The sequence below is a fragment of the Pseudomonas triclosanedens genome, assembly GCF_026686735.1.
Classification (GTDB): Bacteria; Pseudomonadota; Gammaproteobacteria; order Pseudomonadales; family Pseudomonadaceae; genus Pseudomonas; species Pseudomonas triclosanedens.
Genome location: NZ_CP113432.1, coordinates 2,792,999 through 2,818,466 on the forward strand (window position 1 = coordinate 2,792,999; position 25,468 = coordinate 2,818,466).

Annotated in this window: 21 protein-coding genes and 1 pseudogene; 5 read left to right on the forward strand and 17 right to left on the reverse strand. The window is 66.6% G+C overall.

Going from position 1 to position 25,468, the window contains the following annotated elements:
- Positions 1–139: 139 nt before the first annotated feature.
- Positions 140–1,588: a sodium:solute symporter family protein gene (locus tag OU419_RS13045; protein WP_254474569.1), complete on the reverse strand. Its 1,449-nt coding sequence runs from the start codon at positions 1,586–1,588 to the stop codon at positions 140–142.
- Positions 1,589–1,968: 380 nt separating this feature from the next.
- Between OU419_RS13045 and OU419_RS13050 the strand changes: the two genes are divergently transcribed.
- From OU419_RS13050 to OU419_RS13060, 3 genes are all read left to right on the forward strand, one after another.
- A complete protein-coding gene (locus OU419_RS13050; RefSeq protein WP_254474567.1) occupies positions 1,969–2,565 on the forward strand; it encodes a DedA family protein in 597 nt (198 codons plus the stop codon).
- Positions 2,566–2,643: 78 nt separating this feature from the next.
- A complete protein-coding gene (locus OU419_RS13055) occupies positions 2,644–3,528 on the forward strand; it encodes a Dyp-type peroxidase (RefSeq protein ID WP_254474566.1) in 885 nt (294 codons plus the stop codon).
- A 174-nt stretch (positions 3,529–3,702) separates the two neighbouring features.
- Positions 3,703–4,116: a cupin domain-containing protein gene (locus tag OU419_RS13060; protein ID WP_254474565.1), complete on the forward strand. Its 414-nt coding sequence runs from the start codon at positions 3,703–3,705 to the stop codon at positions 4,114–4,116.
- 48 nt (positions 4,117–4,164) lie between these two features.
- Here OU419_RS13060 and lpdA read toward each other — a convergent pair whose 3' ends face one another.
- From lpdA to OU419_RS13080, 4 genes are read right to left on the reverse strand one after another with little or no spacing between them, the layout of a single operon-like run.
- Complete coding sequence (gene lpdA, locus OU419_RS13065; RefSeq protein WP_254474564.1) at positions 4,165–5,571, reverse strand: dihydrolipoyl dehydrogenase; 1,407 nt, start codon at positions 5,569–5,571, stop codon at positions 4,165–4,167.
- A gap of 17 nt (positions 5,572–5,588) precedes the next feature.
- Positions 5,589–6,884, reverse strand: coding sequence for a dihydrolipoamide acetyltransferase family protein (locus OU419_RS13070; protein WP_254474562.1), 1,296 nt, complete (start codon positions 6,882–6,884; stop codon positions 5,589–5,591).
- Complete coding sequence (locus OU419_RS13075) at positions 6,885–7,937, reverse strand: alpha-ketoacid dehydrogenase subunit beta (protein ID WP_254474560.1); 1,053 nt, start codon at positions 7,935–7,937, stop codon at positions 6,885–6,887.
- A complete protein-coding gene (locus OU419_RS13080) occupies positions 7,934–9,166 on the reverse strand; it encodes a 3-methyl-2-oxobutanoate dehydrogenase (2-methylpropanoyl-transferring) subunit alpha (protein WP_254474559.1) in 1,233 nt (410 codons plus the stop codon). Before OU419_RS13080 ends, OU419_RS13075 begins: the two co-directional genes overlap by 4 nt.
- Before the next feature lie 264 nt (positions 9,167–9,430).
- Here OU419_RS13080 and OU419_RS13085 point away from each other — a divergent pair, with 264 nt between their 5' ends.
- On the forward strand, positions 9,431–9,892 hold the full coding sequence (locus OU419_RS13085) for an Lrp/AsnC family transcriptional regulator (protein WP_254474558.1): 462 nt from the start codon (positions 9,431–9,433) through the stop codon (positions 9,890–9,892).
- A 177-nt stretch (positions 9,893–10,069) separates the two neighbouring features.
- Here the strand turns inward: OU419_RS13085 and OU419_RS13090 are convergent, their stop codons facing one another.
- Positions 10,070–11,032, reverse strand: coding sequence for a GlxA family transcriptional regulator (locus tag OU419_RS13090; RefSeq protein ID WP_254474557.1), 963 nt, complete (start codon positions 11,030–11,032; stop codon positions 10,070–10,072).
- Positions 11,033–11,290: 258 nt separating this feature from the next.
- On the opposite strand from OU419_RS13090, the gene OU419_RS13095 reads away from it, so the two are divergent.
- The gene (locus tag OU419_RS13095) at positions 11,291–11,524 is read left to right on the forward strand and encodes a DUF2790 domain-containing protein (RefSeq protein ID WP_254474556.1); all 234 of its coding nucleotides are present in this window, start codon (positions 11,291–11,293) and stop codon (positions 11,522–11,524) included.
- A gap of 3 nt (positions 11,525–11,527) precedes the next feature.
- On the opposite strand, the gene OU419_RS29105 is transcribed toward OU419_RS13095, so the two are convergent.
- From OU419_RS29105 to paaB, 11 genes and pseudogenes are all read right to left on the reverse strand, one after another.
- Positions 11,528–13,660 (reverse strand): methyl-accepting chemotaxis protein, encoded by a 2,133-nt coding sequence (locus tag OU419_RS29105; RefSeq protein ID WP_254474554.1) that lies wholly within the window; start codon positions 13,658–13,660, stop codon positions 11,528–11,530.
- A gap of 63 nt (positions 13,661–13,723) precedes the next feature.
- Positions 13,724–15,049, reverse strand: a complete 1,326-nt coding sequence (locus tag OU419_RS13105; RefSeq protein ID WP_254474553.1) for an alginate export family protein — start codon at positions 15,047–15,049, stop codon at positions 13,724–13,726.
- Positions 15,050–15,244: 195 nt separating this feature from the next.
- Positions 15,245–16,192 (reverse strand): AraC family transcriptional regulator, encoded by a 948-nt coding sequence (locus tag OU419_RS13110; protein WP_254474551.1) that lies wholly within the window; start codon positions 16,190–16,192, stop codon positions 15,245–15,247.
- A 92-nt stretch (positions 16,193–16,284) separates the two neighbouring features.
- Entirely contained in the window at positions 16,285–17,304 is a 1,020-nt protein-coding gene (locus OU419_RS13115; protein ID WP_254474550.1) for a phosphotransferase enzyme family protein, read from the reverse strand.
- A gap of 25 nt (positions 17,305–17,329) precedes the next feature.
- A pseudogene (locus tag OU419_RS13120) lies at positions 17,330–18,593 on the reverse strand (aspartate aminotransferase family protein).
- Entirely contained in the window at positions 18,586–19,905 is a 1,320-nt protein-coding gene (locus OU419_RS13125) for an amino acid permease (protein WP_254474547.1), read from the reverse strand. Before OU419_RS13125 ends, OU419_RS13120 begins: the two are co-directional and overlap by 8 nt.
- Positions 19,906–20,358: 453 nt before the next feature.
- Positions 20,359–22,410, reverse strand: coding sequence for a phenylacetic acid degradation bifunctional protein PaaZ (gene paaZ / locus OU419_RS13130; RefSeq protein WP_254474546.1), 2,052 nt, complete (start codon positions 22,408–22,410; stop codon positions 20,359–20,361).
- Between the two features lie 201 nt (positions 22,411–22,611).
- Positions 22,612–23,688: a 1,2-phenylacetyl-CoA epoxidase subunit PaaE gene (gene paaE / locus OU419_RS13135; RefSeq protein WP_254474545.1), complete on the reverse strand. Its 1,077-nt coding sequence runs from the start codon at positions 23,686–23,688 to the stop codon at positions 22,612–22,614.
- A gap of 170 nt (positions 23,689–23,858) precedes the next feature.
- Positions 23,859–24,392: a 1,2-phenylacetyl-CoA epoxidase subunit PaaD gene (gene paaD, locus OU419_RS13140; protein WP_254474544.1), complete on the reverse strand. Its 534-nt coding sequence runs from the start codon at positions 24,390–24,392 to the stop codon at positions 23,859–23,861.
- Positions 24,379–25,140: a 1,2-phenylacetyl-CoA epoxidase subunit PaaC gene (gene paaC / locus OU419_RS13145; protein WP_254474543.1), complete on the reverse strand. Its 762-nt coding sequence runs from the start codon at positions 25,138–25,140 to the stop codon at positions 24,379–24,381. Before paaC ends, paaD begins: the two co-directional genes overlap by 14 nt.
- Before the next feature lie 10 nt (positions 25,141–25,150).
- Positions 25,151–25,432, reverse strand: coding sequence for a 1,2-phenylacetyl-CoA epoxidase subunit PaaB (gene paaB, locus OU419_RS13150; RefSeq protein WP_254474542.1), 282 nt, complete (start codon positions 25,430–25,432; stop codon positions 25,151–25,153).
- Positions 25,433–25,468 lie beyond the last annotated feature (36 nt).

Consider the following 25,468-nt stretch of genomic DNA (forward strand, 5'->3'; position numbering starts at 1 on the left):
TGCCGGTTTCGCAGGAGGGGACTTTGCCCGCGAAACCGCCCAGGGGAGCGGCGCGCGATGGCGCAACGGGCTGCGAGGAATGCTCCGTCCACAAAAAAGCCCCGCGCTTGGCGGGGCTTCTTCTTTACCTGTCGTGCGATCAGTTGGCGGCGGCAGTCATGTCCGCCACGCTTTCGCCACGATGTGCGCTGAATTGCGGAGCCAGCGAACCGATGATCATGCCGATGGCGCTGAAGATCAGGCCGACCAGTTGCGGCGGCCAGAAGTCGCCTTCCTGGTGACCCAGTTCCAGCGATACCCAACCGATCAGGCCACAGGCGATGGCGGTCAGGGCGCCCTGGGTGGTGGCGCGCTTCCAGAACAGACCGAAGAACAGCGGTACCACGGCGGCTACCAGGGTCACTTTGTACGCGTTGCCGACCATCTCGTAGATGCTGGCGTTGGAGAACAGCGCGAACACGCAGGTGGCGACGGTCATTGCCAGTACGCTGCAACGCATGGCCAGTAGCGCCTGGCGGTCGGTCATGTTCGGCAGGAAGTGCTTGACGATGTTCTCGGTCAGGGTCACCGACGGGGCCAGCAGGGCGCCGGAAGCGGACGACATGATGGCGGAGAGCAGGGCGCCGAAGAACATGATCTGGGCGAACAGCGGGGTCCGCTCCATGATCAGGTGCGGCAGGATCTGCTGGGAGTCTTCGGCCAGCCAGTGCTTGACCATCACCGGGTCGATCATCTGCGCGGCGTAGATCAGGAAGATTGGCAGCATGCAGAACACGAGGTAGCAGCTGGCGCCGGTCATGGTGGCGCGGGAGGCGATCTTCTCGGTCTTGGCCGACATCACGCGGGCATAGACATCCTGCTGGGGAATCGAACCGAACATCATGGTGACCGCCGCTCCGAGGAAGGCGACGATGTCCTTGGCCGAGGTGCCATGCAGGAAGGTGAACTTGCCTTCGCTGGCAGCGTGGCTGATCACGTTGACCGGGCCGCCGGCCATGTCGCCGATCAGCCAGACGAGATAGAACAGGCCGCAGACGATGATGATCATCTGCAGGAAGTCGGTCAGTGCCACGGACCACATGCCACCGAACAGGGTGTGCAGCAGAACGATGACGGTCCCAATGATCATGCCCTGGGTAGTGGTCAGGGCGCCGTCGGAGAGCACGCTGAAGACTACGCCCAGCGCGGTGATCTGCGCGGCGACCCAGCCCATGTAGGAAATGATGATCACCAGGCTGGTGAAGATTTCCACGTGCTGGCCGAAGCGCTTGCGGAAGAAGTCACCGATGGTGAGCAGGTTCAGGCGATACAGCGGGCGGGCGAAGACCATGCCGACCAGCATCAGGCAGCCGAAGGAGCCGAACGGGTCTTCGATGATCCCGGCGAAGCCTTCTTCGAGGAACGTCGCCGGAATGCCCAGTACGGCTTCGGAGCCGAACCAGGTGGCGAAGACCATTGTGACGACGAGGGGGAAGGACATGCTCCGGCCAGCGGCGGCATAGTCCGAGGAGTTGTGCACGCGGGTGGTGGCGTAGAAACCGACAGCTACGGTGATCACCAGATACACCGCTACAAACCAGATCAGCATTTGTTCGTTCCGTTGGCTCGCCGGGAACCGGGCTGCCGGGTTCGAGCCCGGGCAGAGGTGCCGCGACTGACAAGTTGTTTTTGTTGTGTTGTGCGGCGCGGTTATCCGGTGCACCAGGCAGGGGGAGCCGGAGAAACGTAACCAATTGCGACAACGGGCCGCAGTCTGCCAAATGCGTCAAATATGTCAAACACTTAAAATGCATATGAGCGAAAAAAATTACATGGCCGGACGGATGGTGGTCGTAAAGGTTTGATTTGATTGAATGCTAACGATCTGCAATGACCGATTAGTCGTTTATTTTTTACAGGGCATGTTCGATAAGCAGAACGTCGGCTAACCCGCTAGGCTCTTGGCACGTCCGCCATTCAAGGATCGCCATGCTCGACCACCTCGACCTGGCCCAGTTGCTTTCCAGCTACGGTTATCTGGCGCTCTTCGTGGGGTGCCTGCTGGAAGGCGAGACCATCCTCATTCTTGCCGGTCTGGCGGCGCACCAGGGGCTGCTGGGGTTCGCGCCGGTGGTGTTCTGGGCGTGGCTGGCGGGAGCCTGTGGCGACCAGTTGCTGTACTGGATCGGACGCCGTGCCGGTGAGCGCGCCCTGCCGTGGATCCAGCGGCGCGGCCTGGCGGTGGAGCGCGTCACCGGGTTGATCGAGCGGCACCCGCTGCTGGCGGTGTTCGCCGTACGCTTCCTGTACGGCATGCGCCTGGCCGGACCGTTGCTGATCGGCGCCAGTCGTGTCGCTCCGCTGCGTTTCACACTGCTGAACCTGCTCGGTGCGTTGTGCTGGGCGCTGATTTTCGCCAGCGCCGGCTACTGGGCGGGGCAGGTGCTGGAAAACTGGCTGGGCAACTTGAGGCCCTACCGTTTGCCGATCCTGCTCGTGGCCCTGTTGCTGATCGGTGGCGGGGTATTCTGGCGACATTGGCGGCTGCATCGGGCCAGGCGTGGCGGCAACCTGTCGCGGCGATAGCCTTGCCTTGATTCAGAGCGGTTTGGATTCCTGCCCGTGGCGATTAGAATTGCCGCTCTTTTGTTCAAGGACGCAGTCATGAGCCTCTACCAGCCCGGCATTCTCGCCACCCCGGTTCCCGCCCACGCCCGCCATCTGTTCTTCGACCTGAGGTCGTTGCAGGAACTGCCGGCCGCGCTGGATCGCCTGGTGCAGTTCGCCGACGGCTCGGCCGCCGTCGTTGGTTTCGGCGAGTCGCTGGTGCGCGCCCTGGGCCGCAGCATCGATGGATTGCGGGAGTTTCCGGCGATTTCCGGTGTCGGCGTAGACAACCCGTCCACTCCGCATGCCCTGTGGGTCTGGCTGCGCGGCGAGGCGCGCGGCGAACTGCTGTTGCGCACCCAGCAGCTGCAGAACCTGCTGGCTCCGGCGTTGGAGCTGGCGTCGCTGACCGAGGCGTTCCGGCATGGCAGCGGCCATGACCTGACCGGCTACGAGGACGGCACCGAAAACCCGCAGGATGAAGCGGCCGTCGCCGCCGCCATCGTCGACAACCCCGTGGCGGGCCTGGCTGGCGGCAGCTTTGCCGCGATCCAGCAGTGGCGCCACCAGTTGCAGGATTTCGCCGCGCTGCCGCAAGCCGAGCGCGACGACATCATGGGTCGTCGCCTGAGCGACAACGAGGAACTGGAGGACGCCCCGGAGTCGGCCCACGTCAAGCGCACCGCCCAGGAGAGCTTCGATCCCGAAGCGTTCATTGTGCGCCGTTCGATGCCCTGGACCCACGACCAGAACGCCGGCCTGATGTTCCTCGCCTTCGGCTGCACGCTGGATGCCTTCGAGGTGCAACTGCGTCGCATGAGCGGCCTGGAGGATGGCATCACCGACGCGCTGTACCGTTTCAGCCGCCCGCTGACCGGCGGCTACTACTGGTGCCCGCCGCTCAAGGACGGAGCGCTGGACTTGCGGGCGCTGCTGGCCTGAGCCTGACGCCGCGAATCCACTCGCCGAACCAGCCCCGCCTCGTGCGGGGCTTTTCGTTGGGTGTGCCTGGTTTAGCGGCGAATGGTTCCCCGATCTTCCGCCGAATTGGCCGTTGGATGGAGCAGGTTGCGGGCGTAGCGTGGCGGTATGTTCCCACTGCCCGAGGTTGCCGACATGTTCCCATCCGTTTCCGCGAAAGTTCTGTTCACTAGCCTTGCCCTGAGCCTGCCGGCCTTCGCCCACGGCGATAGCGCCCCTGCGGAGAAGATCGATGTACGGCAGGAGCAGAATCTGCCGGATGCGCCCGGCAAGAAAGGTCTGATGATTACTGTTTCCTATGCGCCAGGGCAGGCATCCGGCGCGCATGTGCACAGTGGCTCGGTATTCGCCTATGTGCTGGATGGCGCGGTTATCTCGCAACTGGAGGGGCAGAAGCCGGTGACCTACCACGCTGGCCAGTCCTGGTACGAGGCGCCGAACACGCCGCACCTGGTCTCGCGCAACGCGAGCAACTCGCAGCCGGCCAGGCTGCTGGTGTGGATGCTGCTGGACGAGCAGGCGCCAGTGCTGGCGCCGCTGAAGCGCTGAGGCAAAAAAAGCCCGCCAGTGGCGGGCCTGAAGGGAGGTGTGGCGGGATCAGATATGCAGTGCGTGGCCCAGCGCGCGCAACGCCGCTTCCTGCACCGCTTCGCCGAGCGTGGGGTGGGCGTGAATGGTGCCGGCGATGTCTTCCAGGCAGGCGCCCATTTCCAGCGACTGCACGAAGGCGGTGGACAGCTCGGAAACCGCCTTGCCTACGGCCTGCCAGCCGAGGATCAGGTGGTTGTCCTTGCGCGCCACGACGCGCACGAAGCCGTCGTTCGACTCCAGGGTCATCGCCCGGCCGTTGGCGGCGAACGGGAAGCTCGCCGTCAGCACGTCGAAGCCAGCGGCTTGTGCCTGCTCCGGCGACAGCCCGACCACGACGACCTCCGGGTCGGTGAAGCACACCGCCGGGATTGCCGTGGGCGCAAAGGCGCGGCGCTTGCCGGCGATGATTTCGGCAACCATCTCGCCCTGGGCCATGGCGCGGTGGGCGAGCATGGGTTCGCCAGTGATGTCGCCGATGGCCCAGACATCGCGCATGGAGGTGCGGCACTGCGGGTCGATCCGCACGGCGCGTCCGTTCATGTCCAGATGCAGGCTTTCCAGGTTCCAGCCGGTGGTGTTGGGCTGGCGGCCGACGGCGACCAGCACCTGGTCAGCCTCGATCACCCGCTGCGAACCCGCGCCGTCCTGTACGCGCAGGCCGGCGCCACCAGGCTCCAGGCCCATGACGCTGTGCCCCAGGTACAGCTCCACGCCCAGCTTGCGCAACGCATTGGCCACCGGTTTGGTCAGTTCCTGGTCATAGGTCGGCAGGATGTGCGGCTGCGCTTCCACCACCGTGACCTCGACGCCCAGCTTGCGGTAGGCGGTACCCAGTTCCAGGCCGATGTAGCCCCCGCCGACCACCGCCAGGCGTTTGGGCAGGGCCCTGGGCGCCAGTGCCTCGGTGGAGGAGATGACGTTGCCGCCCAGCGGCAGGAACGGCAGCTCGACGGACTTCGAGCCGGCCGCCAGCAACAGGTGTTCGGTGTGGATGTGCTGGCTGCCGCCGTCGGCGAGGCCGACTTCCACGGTTTTGCCATCGACGATCCTGGCCTGGCCGCGCACCACGGTGACGCCATGCTTTTTCAGCAGCGCGGCGACGCCGGTGGTGAGGCGGTCGACGATGCCGTCCTTCCATTCCACGGTGCGGCAGATGTCGATGCTCGGCACCTGCACGCTGATGCCCAGAGGCGAGTTGCCGGCGAATTCGCGGGCCTTGAAGTACTCCTCGGCGGCATGGATCAGCGCCTTGGAGGGAATGCAGCCGATGTTCAGGCAGGTGCCGCCCAGGGCGGCGCCTTCCACCAGCACGGTGCGGATGCCCAACTGGCCGGCGCGGATGGCCGCGACGTAGCCGCCGGGGCCGCCACCGATCACCAGCAGGGTAGTTTCCAGAGTCTGGTTCTGTTTCACGTCTGGTGCTCCGGCAGTCAATCGATGAACAGCGTGGCGGGATGTTCGAGCAGGGCGCGCACGGCCTGGATGAAGGCTGCCGCGTCCATGCCGTCGACCACCCGGTGATCGAAGGACGAGGACAGGTTCATCATCTTGCGGACGACGATCTGCCCGTTGATCACCATCGGTCGTTCGACCATGCGGTTGACGCCGACGATGGCGACTTCCGGATGGTTGATCACCGGCGTGCTGACGATGCCGCCGAGCGCACCGAGGCTGCTCAGGGTGATGGTGGAACCGGACAGTTCCTCGCGGCTGGCCTTGCCGTGGCGCGCGGCGTCGGCCAGGCGCGCCACTTCCGCAGCGTTGCCCCACAGGTCGCGCGACTCGGCGTTGCGCAGCACCGGCACCATCAGGCCGTTGTCGCTCTGGGTGGCGACGCCCAGGTGCACTGCGCCGTAGCGGGTGATCACGTCGGCCTCGTCGTCGTAACGCGCGTTGAGCTGCGGGAAGTCGCGCAGGGCGACAACCATTGCGCGGGCGATGAAGGGCAGCAGGGTGAGCTTGCCGCGCGCAGCGCTGTGCCTGGCGTTGAGGTGGACGCGCAGGGCTTCGAGGTCGGTGACGTCGATTTCCTCGACGTAGCTGAAGTGCGGGATGCGCCGCTTGGCCTCGGCCATCTTCTGGGCGATCTTGCGGCGCAGGCCGATGACCGGGATCTGCTGCTCGTCGTGGCGTGCCGCGTAGCCGGATGCGACGGTTGCGCCGCCGTGGGTCAGGTAGTGGTCGAGGTCGTCGTGGAGAATGCGTCCGGCCGGGCCGCTACCCTGCACGAACTGCAGTTCAACGCCCAGGTCGCGGGCGCGCTGGCGTACCGCCGGAGAGGCCAGCGGCTTCTCGCCCGGCGCGCGGCGCGGCGCCTGTGCGGGAGTGGGCCGAGCCGCCGCTGCGACGGGCTTGCTCTCCACGCGGGGCGCGGGCCGCGGCGCTTCGGCCGCCGGTTCCGGGCGTGCCGGGGGCGTTTCCCGTGGCGTGCCCAGGGCTTCTTCGGGGGCCTTGGGCTGCACGGCTTCCCGATGGTTGCCGTGGCCTTCGACTTCCAGGCGGATCAGTTCGCCGCCCACGGCCATCACCTGGCCAGGTACGCCGCCCAGGGCGAGGATTTTCCCTGCCACCGGCGAGGGAATTTCCACTGTCGCCTTGTCGGTCATCACCTCGGCCAGCAATTGATCTTCATGGACTTCGTCGCCGACCTGTACGTGCCATTCCACCAGCTCGACTTCGGCGATGCCTTCGCCGATGTCCGGCATCTTGATGACATGCGTGCCCATTCAGACCTCCACTGCGCGCTTGAAGGCCGCGCCAACCCGCGCCGGCCCGGGGAAGTAGTCCCATTCCTGGGCATGCGGGTAGGGGGTATCCCAGCCGGTCACGCGCACGATGGGGGCTTCGAGGTGGTGGAAGCAATTCTCCTGCACCAGTGACATCAGCTCCGCGCCGTAGCCGCAGGTGCGGGTGGCCTCGTGAACGATGACGCAGCGGCCGGTCTTCTTCACCGATTCGACGATGGTGTCCAGGTCCAGCGGCCAGAGGCTGCGCAGGTCGATGATCTCGGCATCGATACCGGTCTCCTCGGCGGCGGTCTGGGCCACGTAGACCGTGGTACCGTAGGTGATCACGGTCAGCTCCGAGCCTTCGCGGGCGATGGCCGCCTTGTCCAGCGGCACGCTGTAGTAGCCGTCAGGCACCTGGCTGGCGGGGTGTTTGGACCAGGGTGTCACCGGGCGGTCGTGGTGACCGTCGAACGGGCCGTTATACAGGCGCTTGGGTTCGAGGAAGATCACCGGGTCGTCGTTCTCGATGCAGGCGATCAGCAGACCCTTGGCGTCGTAGGGATTGGACGGCATCACCGTGCGCAGGCCGCAGACCTGGGTGAACATGGCCTCCGGGCTCTGGCTGTGCGTCTGGCCGCCGTAGATGCCGCCGCCGCAAGGCATGCGCACCACCATCGGGACGACGAAGTCGCCCACCGAGCGATAGCGGATGCGCGCGGCCTCCGATACCAACTGGTCGGTGGCCGGGTAGACGTAGTCGGCAAACTGGATCTCCACCACTGGGCGCAGGCCGTAGGCGCACATGCCGACGGCGGCGCCGACGATGCCGCTCTCGGAAATCGGCGCATCGAACACCCGCGAGGTGCCGTACTTCTTCTGCAGGCCTTCGGTGCAGCGGAACACGCCGCCGAAGTAGCCGACGTCCTGGCCGAACACCACCACGTTGTCGTCGCGTTCGAGCATGACGTCCATCGCCGAGCGCAGCGCCTGGATCATGGTCATGCTGGTGACCGCCTGGGCGTTCTCGTGTTGCGGATTCATGGCATTCATACCCCGAGCTCCTGGCGCTGCCGGCGCAGGTGTTCCGGCAGGTCCTTGTAGACGTCGTCGAACAGAGTGGCGGCGCTGAACACGTGGCCATCCACCAGCGAACCGTGACGCTCGGCCTCTTTCTGGGCGGCGATCACTTCGGCTTCCAGCTCCTTCTGCAGTGCTTCCTGCTGCTCGTCGGACCAAATGCCGAGGCCGATCAGGTGCTGCTTCAGGCGGGCGATCGGATCGCCCAGGGGGAAGTTGGTCCAGTCGTCGGCGGGGCGGTACTTGGACGGATCGTCGGAGGTCGAGTGCGGGCCCGCACGGTAGGTGACCCACTCGATCAGGCTCGGGCCGAAGCCACGGCGGGCGCGCTCGGCGGCCCATTGCGAGGCGGCGTAGACGGCCAGGAAATCGTTGCCGTCCACCCGCAGCGAGGCGATGCCGCAGCCCACGCCACGGTTGGCGAAGGTGGTGCCTTCGCCACCGGCGATGGCCTGGAAGGTGGAGATCGCCCACTGGTTGTTGACCACGTTGAGGATCACCGGTGCGCGGTAGACGTGGGCGAAGGTGAGGGCGGTGTGGAAGTCGGATTCGGCGGTGGCACCGTCGCCGATCCAGGCGGAGGCGATGCGGGTATCGCCCTTGATCGCCGAGGCCATGCCCCAGCCGACGGCCTGGATGAACTGGGTGGCGAGGTTGCCGGAAATCGAGAAGAAACCTTTCTCGCGGCTGGAGTACATGATCGGCAGTTGGCGGCCCTTGAGCGGGTCCTGCTCGTTGGAGAGCAACTGGCAGATCATGTCTTTCAGCGGGTAGTCGCGGGTGATGAGGATGCCTTGCTGGCGATAGGTCGGGAAGCACATGTCGCCGTCCTGCAGGGCCATCGTGTGGGCGGTGGCGATGGCCTCTTCGCCCAGGCACTGCATGTAGAAGGACATCTTCTTCTGGCGCTGGGCGGTGAGCATGCGCGCGTCGAAGATGCGCGTCTTGAGCATCACCCGCATGCCGCGCAGCAATTGCTCGTGGCTCAGTTCCGGGGCCCAGGGGCCGACGGCGTTGCCGTGCTCATCGAGCACACGCACCAGGCTGAATGCCAGGTCGGTGGTCTGCGCGGGCTCCACGTCGATGTCGGGCTTGCGCACCTCCCCGGCGGGCGAGAGATGCAGGTAAGAGAAGTCAGTCTTGCAGCCCGGACGCCCGGTGGGTTCGGGGACGTGCAGGCGGAGTGGTGCGTAGTCGGTCATGGCGGGTCTCCAGTTGTGATCGGATCAGCAGATGGAAGAAGCCATGCCTGGCGGGTGCACCCGGCCGGGTAGGGCTACGGTGCGGGTGCTGCGCGGGGTCGCGCGGCGGGTGGTGACATCACTCATGGTGAGGTCCTCGGTTGTTGTAGTTGTGATTTCAGTATAGGTGTGACCGATTGGTTTTTTGCTCCAAATTGACTAGCTCAGAGCTTCGGGATTAGTGTGTTTGAACTATAAAAACAACCACCTGTAGTACTGAGAAAAATGGCTGATCTCGACCGCACCGACCTGAAAATCCTCCGCGCCCTGGCCGACGACGGCCGCCTGTCCTGGCGCGATCTCGCGCAGAAGATCGGCCTGTCACTGACCCCGACGCTGCGCCGGGTTCGCCGCCTGGAAGAGGAGCACTACATCCAGGGCTACTTCGCACGCCTCGACGAAGAGCGGTTGTCCGGCGGCATGAGTGTGTTCGTCTCGGTGTCCCTGGAGAAACAGACCGGCGACTACCTGGCGCGGTTCGAAGAACGCATCGTCCAGGCGCCGCAGGTGATGAGCTGCTTCCAGATGACCGGGGATGCGGACTACATGCTGCGGGTGGTGGTGAAGGACCTGTCGGCGTACCAGCTCTTCCTGACCAATACGCTGACGCAGATTCCGGGCGTGGCGGGAATCAAGTCGGCGTTTGCGTTGAAGTCGGTAATGCTGCGCTCGGCGCCGCCGATCTGAGTCGCCGCGGGGTGCCCGGCCCATTGCAGCGGGCCCTGCCGTTGAGCCCGTGCAAGAGCTGCCAATGAACGCACAGGCAGGTAGGCGTGGAACGCAGCGATACCCGTCAATTCGGCACTCCCGGCAGCATCGGCAACGCTGCTCTCCACCCATCCTGCGACGAGGCGCAGCAGCCATTCAGGTCCCGCGGCGGAACTGCTCGCGATACTGCGTCGGCGTCACCCCGAGGCGCTGGGTGAATACTAGGCGCATGCGCGCCGGGCTGCCGAAACCGCAGCGCCAGGCGATCGTCTTCAGCGCCTGGTCGCTGCCTTCCAGCAGCCCGCGCGCGGCGTCGATGCGGGCGCGCTGGACGAACTCTCCCGGTGTGATGCCTGCCTCGCGGACGAACACGCGGGCGAAGCTGCGCGGACTCATCGCCACCTCGGCGGCCAGTCGCGGCACACCCAGTGGCTGGTCGAGGTGCTCCTGCACGTAGCGCTGGATGCGTGCCACCGGCGAGCCTTCTTGCGCCGGTGCCTGCAGGAAGGGGCTGAACTGCGATTGCCCGCCCTGGCGCTGCGTCACCACCAGCAGGCGCTTGGCCACGGCGAGGGCTACCGCCGCGCCGTGATCCTCCGCCACCAGGGCCAGCGCCAGGTCGATGCCGGCGGTCACGCCCGCCGATGTCACCAACGCTCCGTCGCGCACATGGATGCGGTCCGGCTCCACCCGCGCCAGGGGAAACAGCTCGGCCAGCCGCCGCGCATCGCTCCAGTGGGTGGTCACCTGCCTGCCGTCGAGCAGGCCGGCGTGGCCGAGCAGGAACGCGCCAGTGCAGATCGAGCCATAGCGCGGCGCCTGCGCGCAGGCTGCGCGCAGCCAGTCGAGCAGTTCGGCGGCGGGCGTCTGCTCCGGCAAGCCGGGGCCGCCGGGTATCAGCAGGATATCGGCGGCCGGCAGGCCGTGATCAAGGCCGTAGTCGGCGACGAGCCGTTGGCCGTTGGAGGCGCGCAGCGGCATGGAGGCAGAGGCGAGGGTGATGACCTGGTAACCCTTGCCGGCAGGCACGAAAGCGTTGGCTTCGGCGAACACATCCAGTGGCCCGGATACGTCCAGCGCCTGGACGCCGGGAAACAGCAGCATGGCGATGCGTTTCATGGTGCCTCCTGGGCCGATCGATGGTGGTAATTCTCGCCAGGCCACAGGTTGGCTGCAATCGAGCAAGGGGTGCGGAAACGGCCAGACAGGCGGCAAATAGCGACACAGTCGCCGTACTTCACCTGTTTCGCAGTGTCATTGTTGCAGATGCCGTATCGATCCATTGTCAATGGCGGTCTGTGTGGCCGGCGGGCGCTCAGCTAGATTTGCAGGGTGGGCCACGATCGACGCGACCCGCGTTATCCCGGAGGTTCCGCCATGAAATCCATTCTGTTCGCCATACCCGCCGCACTGATGTCCTGCGCCGCCTTCGCCGACCAGGCGCCGGTCTATCGCTACGGCATGCCGCTGGACGTGGCGCGTGTGATCAGCATCGAGCAGCCCAACGAGCGCTGCGAGGTGAGCCTGGCCACGATGACCTACGCCGATTCCCAGGGGCAGGTGCATGCGGTGCGCTACCTGCGTCAGACCCAGATGTGCAGCGACAACTGACGCTCAGGCGCGGAATTGCTCCACCAGGCCCTGCTGCCGGCTGGCCAGTTCATTGAGCGCGCGGCTGGCGCTGGCGGCCTGTTGCGCGTGATCCGAAATGGTTTCGGTGACATCGCGGATGCCGGCGATGTTGCGGTTGATTTCTTCTGCCACGCTACTCTGCTCCTCCGCCGCGCTGGCAATCTGCAGGTTCATTTCGCTGATCAGGTTCACCGCATCGGCGATGCGCCGTAGCGCGCCGATGGCCTGGCGTGCCTGGCCGACGTTGCCCTGGGCCTGGCGGAAGCTGTCCTGCATCGCCGCGCTCACCGAATGCCCGCGGGCTTGCAGGTTCTCTATCACGCCGCGAATTTCCTCAACCGACTCCTGCGTGCGCCGGGCAAGGCTGCGCACCTCGTCGGCAACCACGGCGAAACCGCGTCCTGCATCGCCGGCACGCGCCGCTTCGATAGCGGCGTTGAGGGCGAGCAGGTTGGTCTGCGCGGCGATGCCGCAGATGACCTCGAGAATCGAGCCGATCTGTTCGTTGCTCACTGCCAATTGCTGAAGCTCGGTCATCGCCTGGTTCATTCCGCTGGCCAGTTCGTCGACGCCCCGGGTGGTCGCCTCCAGGGTGCGGTTTCCCTCCTGGCAGGCCTGCTCGGCGTCACGCGCGGCCTCGGCGGCGCGCGCCGCGCTGCGTGCGGAGTCCTGGGCGGTGGCGGACATCTCGTGCAGAGCAGTGGCAACCATGTCGATGTCGCGGAACTGCTGCTGCATGCCGTCGCTGGTCTGGCGGGCGATCTGTGCGGAGCGGTCGGCGCTGGAATACGCGTCGCGGGTGGCCGATTGCACGGCAGCGATGCTCGGCTGGAGCTTGTCGAGGAAGCGGTTGAACGCGGTGGCGAGCCTGCCGAGTTCGTCGCGGCGCGGGTAGTCCAGGCGGCGGGTGAGGTCGCCTTCACCATCGGCGATATCTTCGAGCATGCGCGCCAGGCGCAGGATCGGCCGGCTGATGCCCAGCGCGGTGAGTGCCACCAGCAGCATGCCGAGCACGCCGGCGGCCATGCCTGCGCCGGTCTCGAACACCGTGCTGCGCCAACGCAGGCGGTCGAGGGTGTCCTTCAGGCGCTGTGCCGGGGCGAGCATGGCCGGCTTGGGCACGCTCAGCAGGATGCCCCAGCTTGCCGATTCGGGAATCGGTGCGAGGCTATGCAGCACGCTGATGTCATCCTCGCTGTCATAGATTGGTGAGCGGCCCGCCGCGACGTCTTCGAGAATGCGCGGGGCCTGCGGGCCGGCGAATCGCTGGCCGAGGTGCGAGGCGTCGCTGCTGTCGCCGGCGAGCAGGCCGTTGGGGCTGAGGATACGGATGCGGCCCTTGCCTTCGAACAGGCTCTTGCTGCCGGTGACGCTGCTTTGCTGCAGGACGGCGAGGTCGATATCGAAACCGACAGCGGCAATCGCCTTGCCGTTTTCCAGCAACGGCAGGGTGACGCTGGTGACCAGTCGGCGCTGGCCGGAGGCGTCGTCGAAATACGGGTCGAGCACGCAGGGGCGCGCGTGCCCGGTGGAGCAGGTGAAGAATGCGTTGTACGGCTGGCCGCTGGGGCCGGGCGTGGTGTCGGCCAGTACCTGCTCGGTGCCGATCACCCGCTGGGTGCCGCCGCCGTTGCGCAGCAGGTAGAGCGCGAAACGCCCGTTCTCGTTACTGCCCAGCGCTTCACGGGCGGTGAACTGTGCGTCGGCGCCGTCCAGGGCGTTGGCCTGGAACACTACGAACAGCCCCAGCAGCTCGGGGTGCGCGGCAAGGGTTCCGGCCATCGAACGCTCCAGCGTGGCGCGCAGCGCGGCGCTGTCGAGCACGCCCTGCTGCCGTTGCTGGCGCAGGGTCTGAACGGTGCGTAGCAGGCCCTCGCCGAGCAGCAGGTTGTCCTTGAACCGCTCGCGGATCAGTAGCGCCTGAACCTGCCCCTGGGTTTCCAGGTTGCGCAGGGCCGACTCGGCGAACAGGGCGCCGCTGTCCTCCTTGATGGCCTGGCTGTCCTGGCGTGCCTGGTGCAGCGACAGGCCGATCAGCACACTGGCCACGACAATCAGGCATAGCCCTGCCAGCCAGGTGATGCGGCCCTGGATGGAGGTCAGAAAACTCGGCATGGATGGCTCCCCACGGATGCCCGGTGGCAGACCCGCCGCGCATGGCGGCGGGCCGGGGTGCGGTCAGAAGGTGGTGGAGAACAGCAGTTGGCTGTAGAGGTTGCTGTTGTCGTTGCCGATCTGCGTGCCGCCTTCTTCGGCGCTCTTCTTCGGCTGGTAGAGGCCGACCAGCGGGATGATCACCAGGTGCTCGTTGATCGCCCACTCGGCGTAGAGGTCCAGTTCGCGGCCATCGGTGTTGCCCAGGTCGCTATCCAGGGTATGGAAGTCGAAGAACTGCGCGCCGATGCTCAGGTTTTCAAGCGGAGTGACTTTGGCGCCGATGTTGTTGACGCGGGTGTTGCTGTTGAACGGGCCCGAGTAGTTGCCCGCCACTTCGCCCTGGAACCAGGTGCCAAAGCCACGGCTGAATCCGTAGAAGAGGGTGTCGTAGCCTTCCGAGAAGCGGCTGAAGCGATAGCTGACATAGGGCTTCCAGGCGATGTCGGAGAAGGTCCAGCCCGCTTCCAGGTACCAGGCGTTCTCATTGTCTGCGCGGCGCTTGTCCTGCCAGGCGTACTCGCCGGAGAGGAACAGGTCCTGCACGCCGGCATTGCCGGTACCACGCACGCTCCAGGTCTTCATGTCCTTGCGGTCAAGCTGGGCGGGCGAGGCGTACTGCTCGTCGATGTCGTTCACGTCGATGTAGGTCAGGCCGAAGGTGGCGGCGTCGGCGACGTGCTCCAGGGTGGCGACGTACAGCTCGGAGTTGGCCTGGGCACGGTTGTCCGATTTCAGGCGCATCAGGTCGCCGCGCCAGCCCTGCTTGCCGCCCATGCGCAGCACGGCGGTTTCGTCGAAGTCGCGGCGTGCTGCCAGGTAGTAGGCGCCGCCGCGGTTGTACTCGCCGTCGGCCAGGCCATTGCCCATGTTCAGCGCATCGCCGTCGATCAGGAAGCCGTCGCCGACTACGATGTTCTGGCGGCCGAAGGACAGGTCGATGCCATCGGCACCGAGCATCGGGAACATCTCGCCCGAGCGCCAGCCTGCGTAGGCGTCTTCGATCTTGGTGGTGCGCTCGGAGCCGTCGCTGAAGCCGGCGGCATCGCCATCGCCCCAGGTGCCGGAGCTGAGCAGGTTGAACGCGCCATAGACGGTGCCCGCGCCGCCGAGTTTCTGGTCGCCGCTCAGGCCGTACTTGATGAAACCTTCGCGCCAGGAAGACGAGCCTTCATCCAGCGTGCCGCTCATGTTGTAGCGCTCCTGGCTGTGGAACAGCCCGAAGGTCGCCGAGAGGTCGGCGTTCAGGTGCGTGTCGTCGGTCGAGTACAGCTCGTAGGCACTGGCGGAGCTGGTCCCGGCGATGAACAGGGCGAGCAGGGTGGGGCGCAGCACGGCGGCGTGGGTCATGGTGAAGGCATCCGTTTCGTTATTGTCGATTGAGGGGATGTGACTTCTGCCGATGCTAAGTAAGGGCTGGCCCTGTGCTGTTGTTCCTGTCTGCCAAGTGATTGGGTGTGGTTGCCAGATCGCCAAGGGCGGTCATTTCCGGGAAAAGCGGGCTCGCTGCGGCGAAAGGGTGCAGATGCTCGGGGTTCCTGCCGGTCAGCGCGGGCGCGAGGTCAGTGACGGCTGCTCCGCATACAGGCGCTTGTACAAGGCCGAGAAATGGCTGGAACTGGCGAAGCCCAGATCCAGCGCCAGGTTCGTGATGCTTTGCTGCGGCTCCTGCTTGAGCCGGCGGCGCGCCTCGGCCAGGCGCAAGCTGAGGAAGAATTGCTGCGGCGTGCTCTGGCAGATCTGCCGGAAGCAGTACTGCAGGGTGCGCTGGCTGGTGTTCAGGCTCTGGCTCAGTTCCAGCAGCGACAGCGGCTCGGAGAGATCCGCCTGCATGCGCTCGATGGCTGCCAGCACAAGTCGGCGATGCTGCTGGAGCGAACGTGGCGCGCCTTCGCGGTCGCTGCCCGGGAGGATTTCCTCCAGTGCCTGCAGTACATGGCTGAGTACCAGGGCAACGGCACGCCCGGCCTGTTGCGGGTCATCCACCGGCCAGGACTCGTCCTCGAAGGCAGTGATGGCATTGCAGAGGCTGCGCCGGAGACCGCCAGCACCGGTCGGCGAAAGCTGCAGGCGCCGTTGGTCCAGCGCGCGTTCGAACAGTTCACGCTCCTCGGCGCCGAGCAGGCGCTCCAGTTGCGGCTGGCTGAAGGTAAGGCCGAGCATGTGGATTTCCCCGGCGGCGCAGATTTCCAGCTCGCGGCCGCCTTCGAGCACCAGCAGGGTGTCGTCGTGCAGGGCCTGGCCGTTGAAGCGTGAATCGGCACTGGCACGCAGGGGAATGCCGATCACCAGGTGACCGGCGGGCGGCGCCATGTTCTCGTGCAGGTGCAGGTTGGAGTGTTCGTAGATCAGCGAGGCGCCGGGCAATTGCACATGCAGCAGCTCCGCCTGCAGGCGGCCGTGGCCGAGCTGTGTGTAGTCCTGGCTCCAGCCGGCGAGGGCACAGGCCAGTTCATCGGAGTCGGTTGCCTGGTGGCGGGCTATGCCGGTCATGGCGGTTCACCTCGGTTGTACGCCGAGTATCAGTCAGGGCTGGCGCGCAGGCTTGTGCCTGCGCGCCAGGGTGTTGCGGCGCTCTGCCAGTTTCAGCGGCCGGCGAGGTAGGCGGCGGCCAGTGTACAGGCGCGTTCGATCAGCATGGGCGCCAGTTCCCGGGCGGTTTCGCTGTTGCGCCGGGTATGCACCCAGCCCAGGTACGTGGTGCCGCGCAGGGCAAGGAACAGCGGCAGCGCGGCGCGGTCGGCGGCGGACAGCGGCTTGACCGAGTCGTAGCCGGCCAGCAGCGCCGCCTGGATTTGCGCCAGGCGCGGGTCGTCCAGGCAGAAGTACAGCGCGGTGGCCAGCTCGAACATGTGCCAGCCGAAGCCGGCATCGTCGAAGTCGATCAGTTGCAGTTCGCCGCCTTCGAGCAACAGGTTCTCCGGTACCAGGTCGGCGTGGATCATGCCGAAGTTGTCCAGGCTGCGGCCATAGCGGCGCAGGTCCAGGCGGGCTTCCTGGCGGGTGCGCTGGAGCAGGTCGTGCTGCTCGTCGCTGAGCAGGTCCAGCTCCCAGAAACGTCCCCAGAGCGGGTTGCTGCCCAGCAGACCTTCTTCGTCCCAGGCGTGCCGGGTGAATTCGTTGGGCTGGCGCCACTGTGCCGAACTCAGGTGGATGCGCGCAGCCACGGTGCCGGCCTGATGGAATAGCGCCTCGATGTCGCCATCGGCGCTCAGGCCCTGTTCGGCGGAGCCCAGGGTGCTGCCGGAAAGCCAGCCGAGCATGTCGACGAAGCGCGGCTCTGCCAGTGCGGCGCTGCGCACCTCGGCCAGGTGTTCGCCGCTGCGGGTGCGGATGATGCTCGGCACGCCGATGCCGCCGGCGGCCAGCTGCTCCATCCAGGCCAGCTCGGAACGCAGCGCCGCTTCGCTGTGGTAGCCGCCGCGATGCACGCGCAGGGCGCTGCGCATGCCGTCGCTGCGGGTGGCGCAGAACACCGCGTTCTCACGGTACTTGAGCAGTTCCAGGCCGACGAAATCGCCGTCCCAGTGGCGCAGGGCATCCAGTGCCAGGTCGCGCAGGCAGGCGATCTGCTGGTCATGATCCAGCATCGAGAAATCAGTCATGGACATTCTCTCCATCGGTATTGCCTCAGAGCTCGCTCAGGACCTGGTCCAGGGTGGCGATGAAATGCTCGCCGTGCTCGGCCTCGAACACCAGCGGCGGGCGGATCTTGAGGATGTTGTCGCCGCCGCCGATCTTGCTGATCAGCACGCCGCGCCGGCGCATGGTGTTGACGATGCGCCGCGCTTCGAGGCCGGCTGGCTCGCGGCTGGTGCGATCGCGCACCAGCTCCACGGCGAAGAACAGGCCCTGGCCACGGACGTCGCCGATGATCGAGTGGCGCTCGGCGAGGCGGCGCAGCCCGGCGCTCAGCCTGGCGCCCTGGCGCCGGGCGTTGCCTTGCAGGTCCTGCTCGGCGATCACGTCCAGCACCGCCTGGCCGACGGCCGCGGCCACCGGTGAGCCGCCGAAGGTGTTGAAGTACATGTTGCTGCGGCCGAAGATCTCCACCCACTTGCGGCTGGTCACCACGCCCGCCAGGGGGAAGCCGTTGCCCATGGGCTTGCCGAGGGTGACGATGTCCGGCACCAGCGGGTGCGACTGATGCCCCCACATGTGATCGCCGGTGCGGGCGAAGCCTGATTGCACCTCGTCGGTTATCAGCAGGCCGCCGGCTTCGCGCACCAGCTTCGCCACGCGCTCCAGGTAGCCGGCCGGCAGGCGCGGGATACCTTCGTTGGCGAACAGGGTGTCGATCAGCATGGCCGCGAGGCCGACGCCGACCGTCTGCAGCTCGGCGATGGCGGCGGCGACTTGGGCCACGTAACGCTCGGCAACCTGCTCGGGCGTGCCGTCGGCAGGGGATCGGCACGGCACGCGCGTGCGCCGAGAACGGCTCGGAGCTGGGCAGCGCGGTGGTCAACGCCGCCAGCGTGGTGGTGTTGCCGTGGTAGTTGTAGTCGCTGACGATCACGCCCTGGTTGCCGGTGGCGAAGCGCGCCATGCGCAGGGCCAGTTCGTTGGCCTCGCTGCCGGTGCAGGTGAACATCAGGCTGTCCAGGGGCTCGGCGAAGGTAGCGGTGAGACTCTCGGCGTAGCGCACCACGCGTTCGTTGAGGTAGCGGGTGTGGATGTTCAGCGTCGCTGCCTGCCCGGTCATGGCCGCCACTACCTTGGGATGGCAGTGGCCAACGCAGGGCACGTTGTTGTAGCAATCGAGATAGCGCTTGCCGGCGGCATCGATGAGCCAGACGCCTTCGCCTTTCACCAGTTCCAGCGGTTCGTCGTAGAACAGTGGCGAGGCATCGCCCATGACCTGGTGGCGGCGTTGCAGCAGGGTTGGTTCAGACATTCTCGGCATTCTCCAGCGGCTTGCCGGCGCGAGTGGCGGCGCGCAGCAGATAGTTGAGGATCAATACGGCGACCACCAGGGCCAGGGCGCTGAGCATCGCCACTTCCAGTTGGAAGCAGGCGGCGATCACCACCAGCGTCAACAGCATGCCGACGCTGGCCACGACGGGACCGCCGCGCAGGCGGAACGGGCGCTCCAGGCCGGGTTGAGTGCGGTGCAGGCGCAGATAGGCGGCGAACAGCACCAGGTGGCAACTGCCCAGCAACAGGACGATGCACAGCAAAAGCTTTTCCGGCGGCACCAGAGTCAGCGGCAGGCCGATAACGGTCAGCACCAGCAGGGCGACGTAGGGCGCGCCACGGCGGTTGGTGCGAGCCAGCGATGCGGGGAAGAAGCCGTCGCGGGCCAGGGCGAATAGCTGGCGGGAGGCGGAGAACACCACCGAGAAGAAGGTCGCCAGCAGGCCGCACACGGCACCGGAACCGACCAGCAGCGGCAGCCAGTCACGCTCGCCGTAGAGCCCGCCGTGGGTCATCGCGGTGTACAGCGGATCAGCCGCGTTGCCGACCACTTCCACACCGGCCGCGCCCGGTGCGCTGATCACGACAGTCAGGGCTGTCAGCAGCAGGGTGCCGACGGCGGCGATGATCCCGCGCGGCATGCTGCGGCCCGGTTCGGCGGCTTCTTCGGCGGCGGAGGCGACCTGCTCCAGACAGATGAACATCCAGATGGCGAAGGGCACGCAGGCGAATATGCCGGCGACGCTTACACTCGGCAGCGTGCTGCCGGCGGCGGGCAGCAGGTTTTCCCAGTGCACGTGGGGCAGCATGGCGCCGCCGAAGGCCAGCAGCGCGATGGCCGCCACGGCGCCGGCCAGCAGGGTCAGCCCGAGAGCCTCGCCGACGCCGACGATGTGGATGCCAATGATCGCCGCGAACAGGCCGATGCGCACCGGCCAGCCGCCGAAGCCGAACACCGACTCCATGTAGGCGGCGAGGAAGTTGGCGGCTGCGCCGGTGCCGATGGTCAGTGCCAGCGCGCAGGCGGCGCCGACCAGGTAGCCGACGAAGGGCCCGAAGGCCAGTTGCGCATAAGCGAACACGCCGCCGGCGTGGGGCCGGGCGGTGGATAGTTCGCACACGCACAGCGCCAGGCCGCCGCAGAGCACGGCCATCAGCAGGGTGGCGACGAGCATGTTGGCCCAGCCGCTGCTGGCCAGGCCGTAGTTCCAGCCAGAGAACTGGCCGGCGATGACCAGTGAAATGCCGAGCCCGGCGATCTGGGGCCAGCGGAGTACGCCTTGTTTGAGCATGGTGGTTGTCCCTTGCCTGTCAGTGGTCGAAGTTTTGAACGGCAGTCAGCCGCGAGCGCCGGGGCGCAGCGGACAAGGGAGATGTTCGGCGGGTGCCGAGGGTTGGATGCGTGGAGTCATTGGGCGGCCCTTCTTGTTGTTTTATGGGGGAGTGCACGCGCCCGCCGCCTGTGCAGCGGGCACGTAGAAGGTACGAAGGGCACGGGGTGAGCCGATATCAGAAATGCGCAAAGACGCAGGTGGCAACGCCGGTCGGCAGATACAAGCGGACCATGTCCGCGATTGCGCGCAGATTCGCGCAATGCCTTGCAGTGGGCTCGGTGAGCCCGCAACAGCCTGAATCCATGCGCTCGCGATGGGGCTGCGCCGTTCAGGGCGCGCGCCGCCGCCAGGCATGGGAAACCGGCCCGAAGGCCGGCCGTGAGTGACGCGGGAGTCGCTGCGCTTTGCGCGTCACACGCGCTTGAGCACCAGGGTGAGGATGTCGTAGCTGGCCACCAGCTCGCCGAGCTGGTTGGTCACTTCCACGTCCCAGGCTACGACGCCCTGGGGTTCGCCCTTGGGGCTCCTCTTGCCCTGGTCGATCTTGCGCTTGCAGGTCAGGCGGGCCTGGATGGTGTCGCCGATGCCGACCGGGTTGATGAAGCGCAGGGTGTCCAGGCCATAGTTGGCCAGCACCGGGCCGACTCCCGGGGAGACGAACAGGCCGGCGGCCGCCGACAACACGAAATAGCCGTGGGCGATGCGCTTGCCGAACTGCGAGTCCTTCGCCGCTAGCTCGTCGAAGTGCATGTAGAAGTGGTCGCCCGACAGGCAGCCGAAGTTGACCAGGTCGGCTTCGGTGACGGTACGGCGGTGGGTGAGCAGCGACTCACCGATCTTCAGCTCGTCGAAATAGCGGCGGAACGGGTGTACGTCGGTCTCATGGACCTTGGCGCCGCGCACGTATTCGCCGGTGACGGCCATCAGCATGGTCGGCGAGCCCTGGACGGCGGTACGTTGCAGGTAGTGCTTCACCGCACGCAGGCCGCCCAGTTCTTCGCCGCCGCCGGCGCGGCCCGGGCCGCCGTGCTTGAGCACCGGCAGCGGCGAGCCGTGGCCGGTGGACTCGGCGGCGGATTCGCGGTCGAGGATGTGCAGGCGACCGTGCAGTGCGCCCATGACCGGGACGGCCGTGGCCGCCACCTGGGGGTCGCGGGTAACGAGGCTCGCCACCAGGCTGCCCTTGCCGCGGGCGGCGAGGGCGATGGCTTCGTCGATGTCGTCGTAGGCCATCAGGGTGCTGACCGGGCCGAAGGCTTCGATGTCATGGGCGCCGCCCTCTGCGTGGGGATCGCGGCTGCGCAGCAGGGTCGGGGCGAAGAACGCGCCTTCGGCCACGCCTTCGCCGCGTGGGGCGAAGCCATCCTTCGCGCCGAAGACCAGCTCGCTGGACTTCAGCAGGGCTTCCACGCGCTCGGCGACATCGGCCTGCTGGGCATGGGAGGCCAGGGCGCCCATCTTCACGCCTTCCACCGACGGGTCGCCGACGACTATCCTGGCCAGGCGCTCGCGCAGGCGTTCGGCCACGGCGTCGATGTGCCTGGCGGGGACAATGGCGCGGCGGATGGCGGTGCATTTCTGCCCGGCCTTGACGGTCATCTCGCGAGCCACTTCCTTGACGAACAGATCGAACTCTTCATCGTCCGGGGTGACGTCCGGGGCGAGAATGGCACAGTTCAGCGAGTCGGCTTCGGCGTTGAAGGGCACCGAGTTGCGGATCAGGCTGGGGGTCACGCGCAGCTTGGCGGCGGTGTCGGCGGAGCCGGTGAAGGTCACGACATCCTGGCCCTGCAGGCGGTCCAGCAGGTCGCCAGTGCCACCGATGATCAGTTGCAGGCTGCCCGCCGGCAGCAGGCCGGATTCCTGCATCAGGCGCACGGCAGCTTCGGTCACGTAGCTGGTGGCGGTGGCCGGTTTGACGATGCAGGGCATGCCGGCGAGGAAGCTCGGCGCGAACTTCTCCAGCATTCCCCAGATCGGGAAGTTGAAGGCGTTGATGTGCACGGCGATGCCGCCGCGCGGAACCAGGATGTGGCTGCCGGCGAACTTTCCGGTCTTGCCCAGCGGGATCGCCGGGCCTTCGTGGACCACGTTGCCGGAGGGCAACTCGCGGCCGCCCACGCCGGCGTAGGCGAACAGAGTGCCGGCGCCGCCTTCGATGTCGATCCAGCTGTCGGCGCGGGTGGCGCCGGTGTGGCGTGAGATCTCGTAGAGCTGCTCCTTGCGCTCGGTCAGGTACAGCGCCAGGGCCTTGAGGCGCTGGGCGCGTTGCTGGAAGTCCAGCGCCATGAGTTCGGCCAGGCCGTGCCGGCGGGCATGGCTGACGGCTTCGGCGAAGTCCGGCGCTTCTTCGTGGGTGCGCGCCACCAGTTGACCGTTGAGCGCGCTACGCAGCGCCTGGGCGCCATGCTGGCCGACCCAGCGGCCGCCGATGAAACTTTGCAGGATAGGCTCTTGGGCCATGATTGTTTTCCCTCAGATCGCTACGCAAGTGGTTCGCTGGCCGCCGCGCCGGCTGGGCGTCGGCGGCATGTTGTACGGTGGCGGGACGAAGCCGCCGGATCAGGAGCGCCAGGGGCCTCGTGAGCCGCAGGCGGTGGAGCGTGAGGCCGTCGCAGGCCTGCCGGGATTCGCCGGCAGGGTCGCCCTGCGAGAGCGCAAGAGTCAGAGCTGGTCGAAGTCGAGCACTACCTTGTCGGTCAGTGGGAAGCACTGGCAGCTCAGTACGTAGCCGGCGGCGACCTCGTAGTCTTCCAGGGCGAAGTTGCTGTCCATTTCCACCTCGCCTTCGACCACCTTGCACTTGCAGGTCGAGCACACGCCTGCCTTGCAGGAGTAGGGCAGTTCTGCGCCCTGGGCGTTGCCGGCATCGAGGATGCTGATACTGTTGCGGGCCAGTTCGAAAGACAGCTCGCGGCCATCGCTGATGACGGTGACCTGGCTCATCCTGCTATCGCTCGCAGCGGCGGCCTCGCGGGCTTCGCGCTTGCTCTGGCTGCCCTGGGCGGCGAACAGTTCGAAGTGGATGCGCTCGGCCGGCATGCCGTTGCCCTGGAGCTGGTCGCGCACGGTCTCGGTCATCGCCTGCGGGCCGCAGATGAAAGCGGCGTCCAGGCTCCCCACGTCGAGCCAGCGGCTGAATAGCTGTCCGCACTTGTCGGCGTCGATACGGCCGTTGTAGAGGTCGACGTCCTGCTGCTCGCGGCTGAATACGAAGATCAGGTTGAGGCGTTGCAGGTAGCGGTTCTTCAGGTCCTCCAATTGCTCGCGGAACATCGCGGCGTTGCTGGAGCGGTTGCCGTAGAGCAGGGTGACGCGGCTGTGAGGCTCGGTTTCCAGGGTGGTCTTGATGATCGACAGGATCGGCGTGATGCCGCTGCCGGCGGCCACTGCGAGGTAGTTGCCGTGGCGCGTCGGGTCCAGGGCGACGTTGAAATGGCCGGATGGCGGCATCACTTCCAGGCTGGAGCCGGCCTTCAGGGCATCGTTTGCATAGGCCGAGAACCGACCGCCGGGCACGCGCTTGATCGCCACACGCAGTTCGCCGTCGTTGACGCCGCTGCAGATGGAATAGGAGCGGCGAACCTCCTCGCCGTCGAGCTGGGCGCGCACCACCAGATGCTGGCCCTGCTGGAAGTGGAAGCTGTCGGCCAGGTCCGTCGGAACGTCGAAGGCGATGGACACGGCGTCGCGGGTTTCCGCGCGCACTTCCTTGATCTTCAAACTATGGAATCTGCTCATTGTCGTTCTCCTGCGGTTTCACCGCGCGGAGGGCGAATACAAACGTCGCGAGCGAAGGTCCGGCCGGGCGGAGGCGGCTTCCGAAGCGCAGTTCACATCTGTGAATGAGCACTTCGAAGTCGATTCCCGCCGCGGCGCATGGCCGGGCGCAGCAGTTTGTCTTCGTCCTCCTAGATGCACTTGAAGTAGTCGAAGGGTTCGCGGCAGTCGATGCAGCGGTACAGTGCCTTGCAGGCGGTCGAGCCGAACTGGCTGAGCTGTTCGGTATGCAGGCTGCCGCATTGCGGGCAGCGCACTTCCTGCGTCTCGCCGAGCAGGCTGCGCTTGCTGGTGCTGCCCGCCGGCGGTGCGATGCCGTACTCGCGCAGCGCCTTGCGCCCGCTGGCGCTGATCCAGTCGGTGGTCCAGGCCGGGTTCAGCCGGCGCTCCAGGCGTGGCGAGGCAAAGCCTGCGTGCTCCAGGGCGTGCTGGATGTCCTGCTCGATGACCTCGGTGGCCGGGCAGCCGGAGTAGGTGGGGGTGACTACCACATGCAGGTGTCCATCCCGCCAGTCGAGCCCGCGCACTATTCCCAGGTCGACCACGCTGACCACCGGCACCTCCGGGTCCATTACCGCGCCAAGCACTCGCCAGGCGTGGCTGAGGTCGTCGGCGGTGCCGGCGCGTGCGCCGCGGTCGCTGCCAATCAGCTCACCAGGTTGCATCGGGGTAGGCTCGCTGGAGGAACTGCATCTCGGCGAGGAGGATGCCCAGGTGCTCGGTATGCACGCCGCGACGACCGCTGAGGTAGAAGTTCACCGCCGGCTCGGGCAGCGGCAGGGTCGCGGCGGCGAAGATGTCGGCGACCTTGGCTTTCCAGGCGGCAGCGAGTTCCTCCGGGTTCGGCGCGATGCCTTCGGCGGACAGGCGCTGCTCGATGTCATCCGAGTTGCACAGCTCGACGGTAAAGCGCCACACCTGCGGTATGGCTGCGAGCATGCGCGCGTGGCTCTCTTCGGTGCCGTCGCCCAGGCGTTGCACCCACTGGCCAGAGCGACGCAGATGGTAGGTGACTTCCTTGAACGCCTTGGCGGCGATGGCTGCGATGCGCTCGTCGCGGGAGGCGCTCAGGGCGTCGAGTACATGGAAGTGCCAGGCGTCGTAGAGGAACTGCCTGGTCATGGTGACGGCGAAGTCGCCGTTGGGCTGTTCCACCAGCAGCAGGTTGCGGAAGGCGCGTTCGTCGCGGCGGAATGCAAGGTGGTCGGCGTCGCGGCTATCGTTCAGCAGTTCGGCGGCGTATTCGTACCAGTTGCGCGCCTGGCCTACCAGGTCGAGGCCGACGTTCATCAGCGCCAGTTCTTCCTCCAGCGCCGGGGCGTGGCCGCACCATTCGCACAGGCGCTGGCCCTGGATCAGGGCGCTGTCGGCGAGGCGCAGCAGGTATTCGATCTTGTCAGCGTTCGGGTTCATGCACGCGATCTCACATGTGGCCGACTTCGGGCGGCAGCTCGTAGAAGCTGGCGTGGCGGTAGACCTTGTCCTGCGACGGTTCGAACAGCGGGTCCTTCTCGTCGGGGGAGGAGGCGGTGATCAGCGCGGAGGGCACCACCCACAGGCTCACGCCTTCGTTGCGGCGGGTGTACAGCTCGCGGGCGTTCTCGATGGCCATGGCGGCGTCGGCGGCGTGGACGCTGCCAACGTGCTTGTGGTTCAGGCCGTGCTTGCTGCGCACAAAAACTTCAAAAAGGGTCCACTCACTCATGGTGTTCTCCTGAACGTCGGGCATGGGCTGCTGCGC

Bases quoted from the DNA above. Each gene is read 5' to 3' on its own strand.
- OU419_RS13055 (WP_254474566.1), top strand. From the start codon at position 2,644: ATGAGCCTCTACCAGCCCGGCATTCTCGCCACCCCGGTTCCCGCCCAC.
- OU419_RS13115 (WP_254474550.1), bottom strand. From the start codon at position 17,304: ATGACTGATTTCTCGATGCTGGATCATGACCAGCAGATCGCCTGCCTG.
- OU419_RS13110 (WP_254474551.1), bottom strand. From the start codon at position 16,192: ATGACCGGCATAGCCCGCCACCAGGCAACCGACTCCGATGAACTGGCC.
- paaC (WP_254474543.1), bottom strand. From the start codon at position 25,140: ATGAACCCGAACGCTGACAAGATCGAATACCTGCTGCGCCTCGCCGAC.
- OU419_RS13095 (WP_254474556.1), top strand. From the start codon at position 11,291: ATGAAATCCATTCTGTTCGCCATACCCGCCGCACTGATGTCCTGCGCC.
- paaZ (WP_254474546.1), bottom strand. From the start codon at position 22,410: ATGGCCCAAGAGCCTATCCTGCAAAGTTTCATCGGCGGCCGCTGGGTC.
- OU419_RS13070 (WP_254474562.1), bottom strand. From the start codon at position 6,884: ATGGGCACGCATGTCATCAAGATGCCGGACATCGGCGAAGGCATCGCC.
- paaD (WP_254474544.1), bottom strand. From the start codon at position 24,392: ATGCAACCTGGTGAGCTGATTGGCAGCGACCGCGGCGCACGCGCCGGC.
- paaE (WP_254474545.1), bottom strand. From the start codon at position 23,688: ATGAGCAGATTCCATAGTTTGAAGATCAAGGAAGTGCGCGCGGAAACC.
- paaB (WP_254474542.1), bottom strand. From the start codon at position 25,432: ATGAGTGAGTGGACCCTTTTTGAAGTTTTTGTGCGCAGCAAGCACGGC.
- OU419_RS13090 (WP_254474557.1), bottom strand. From the start codon at position 11,032: ATGAAACGCATCGCCATGCTGCTGTTTCCCGGCGTCCAGGCGCTGGAC.
- OU419_RS13075 (WP_254474560.1), bottom strand. From the start codon at position 7,937: ATGAATGCCATGAATCCGCAACACGAGAACGCCCAGGCGGTCACCAGC.
- OU419_RS13105 (WP_254474553.1), bottom strand. From the start codon at position 15,049: ATGACCCACGCCGCCGTGCTGCGCCCCACCCTGCTCGCCCTGTTCATC.
- OU419_RS13085 (WP_254474558.1), top strand. From the start codon at position 9,431: ATGGCTGATCTCGACCGCACCGACCTGAAAATCCTCCGCGCCCTGGCC.
- OU419_RS13045 (WP_254474569.1), bottom strand. From the start codon at position 1,588: ATGCTGATCTGGTTTGTAGCGGTGTATCTGGTGATCACCGTAGCTGTC.
- OU419_RS13125 (WP_254474547.1), bottom strand. From the start codon at position 19,905: ATGCTCAAACAAGGCGTACTCCGCTGGCCCCAGATCGCCGGGCTCGGC.
- OU419_RS13060 (WP_254474565.1), top strand. From the start codon at position 3,703: ATGTTCCCATCCGTTTCCGCGAAAGTTCTGTTCACTAGCCTTGCCCTG.
- OU419_RS13050 (WP_254474567.1), top strand. From the start codon at position 1,969: ATGCTCGACCACCTCGACCTGGCCCAGTTGCTTTCCAGCTACGGTTAT.
- OU419_RS29105 (WP_254474554.1), bottom strand. From the start codon at position 13,660: ATGCCGAGTTTTCTGACCTCCATCCAGGGCCGCATCACCTGGCTGGCA.
- OU419_RS13080 (WP_254474559.1), bottom strand. From the start codon at position 9,166: ATGACCGACTACGCACCACTCCGCCTGCACGTCCCCGAACCCACCGGG.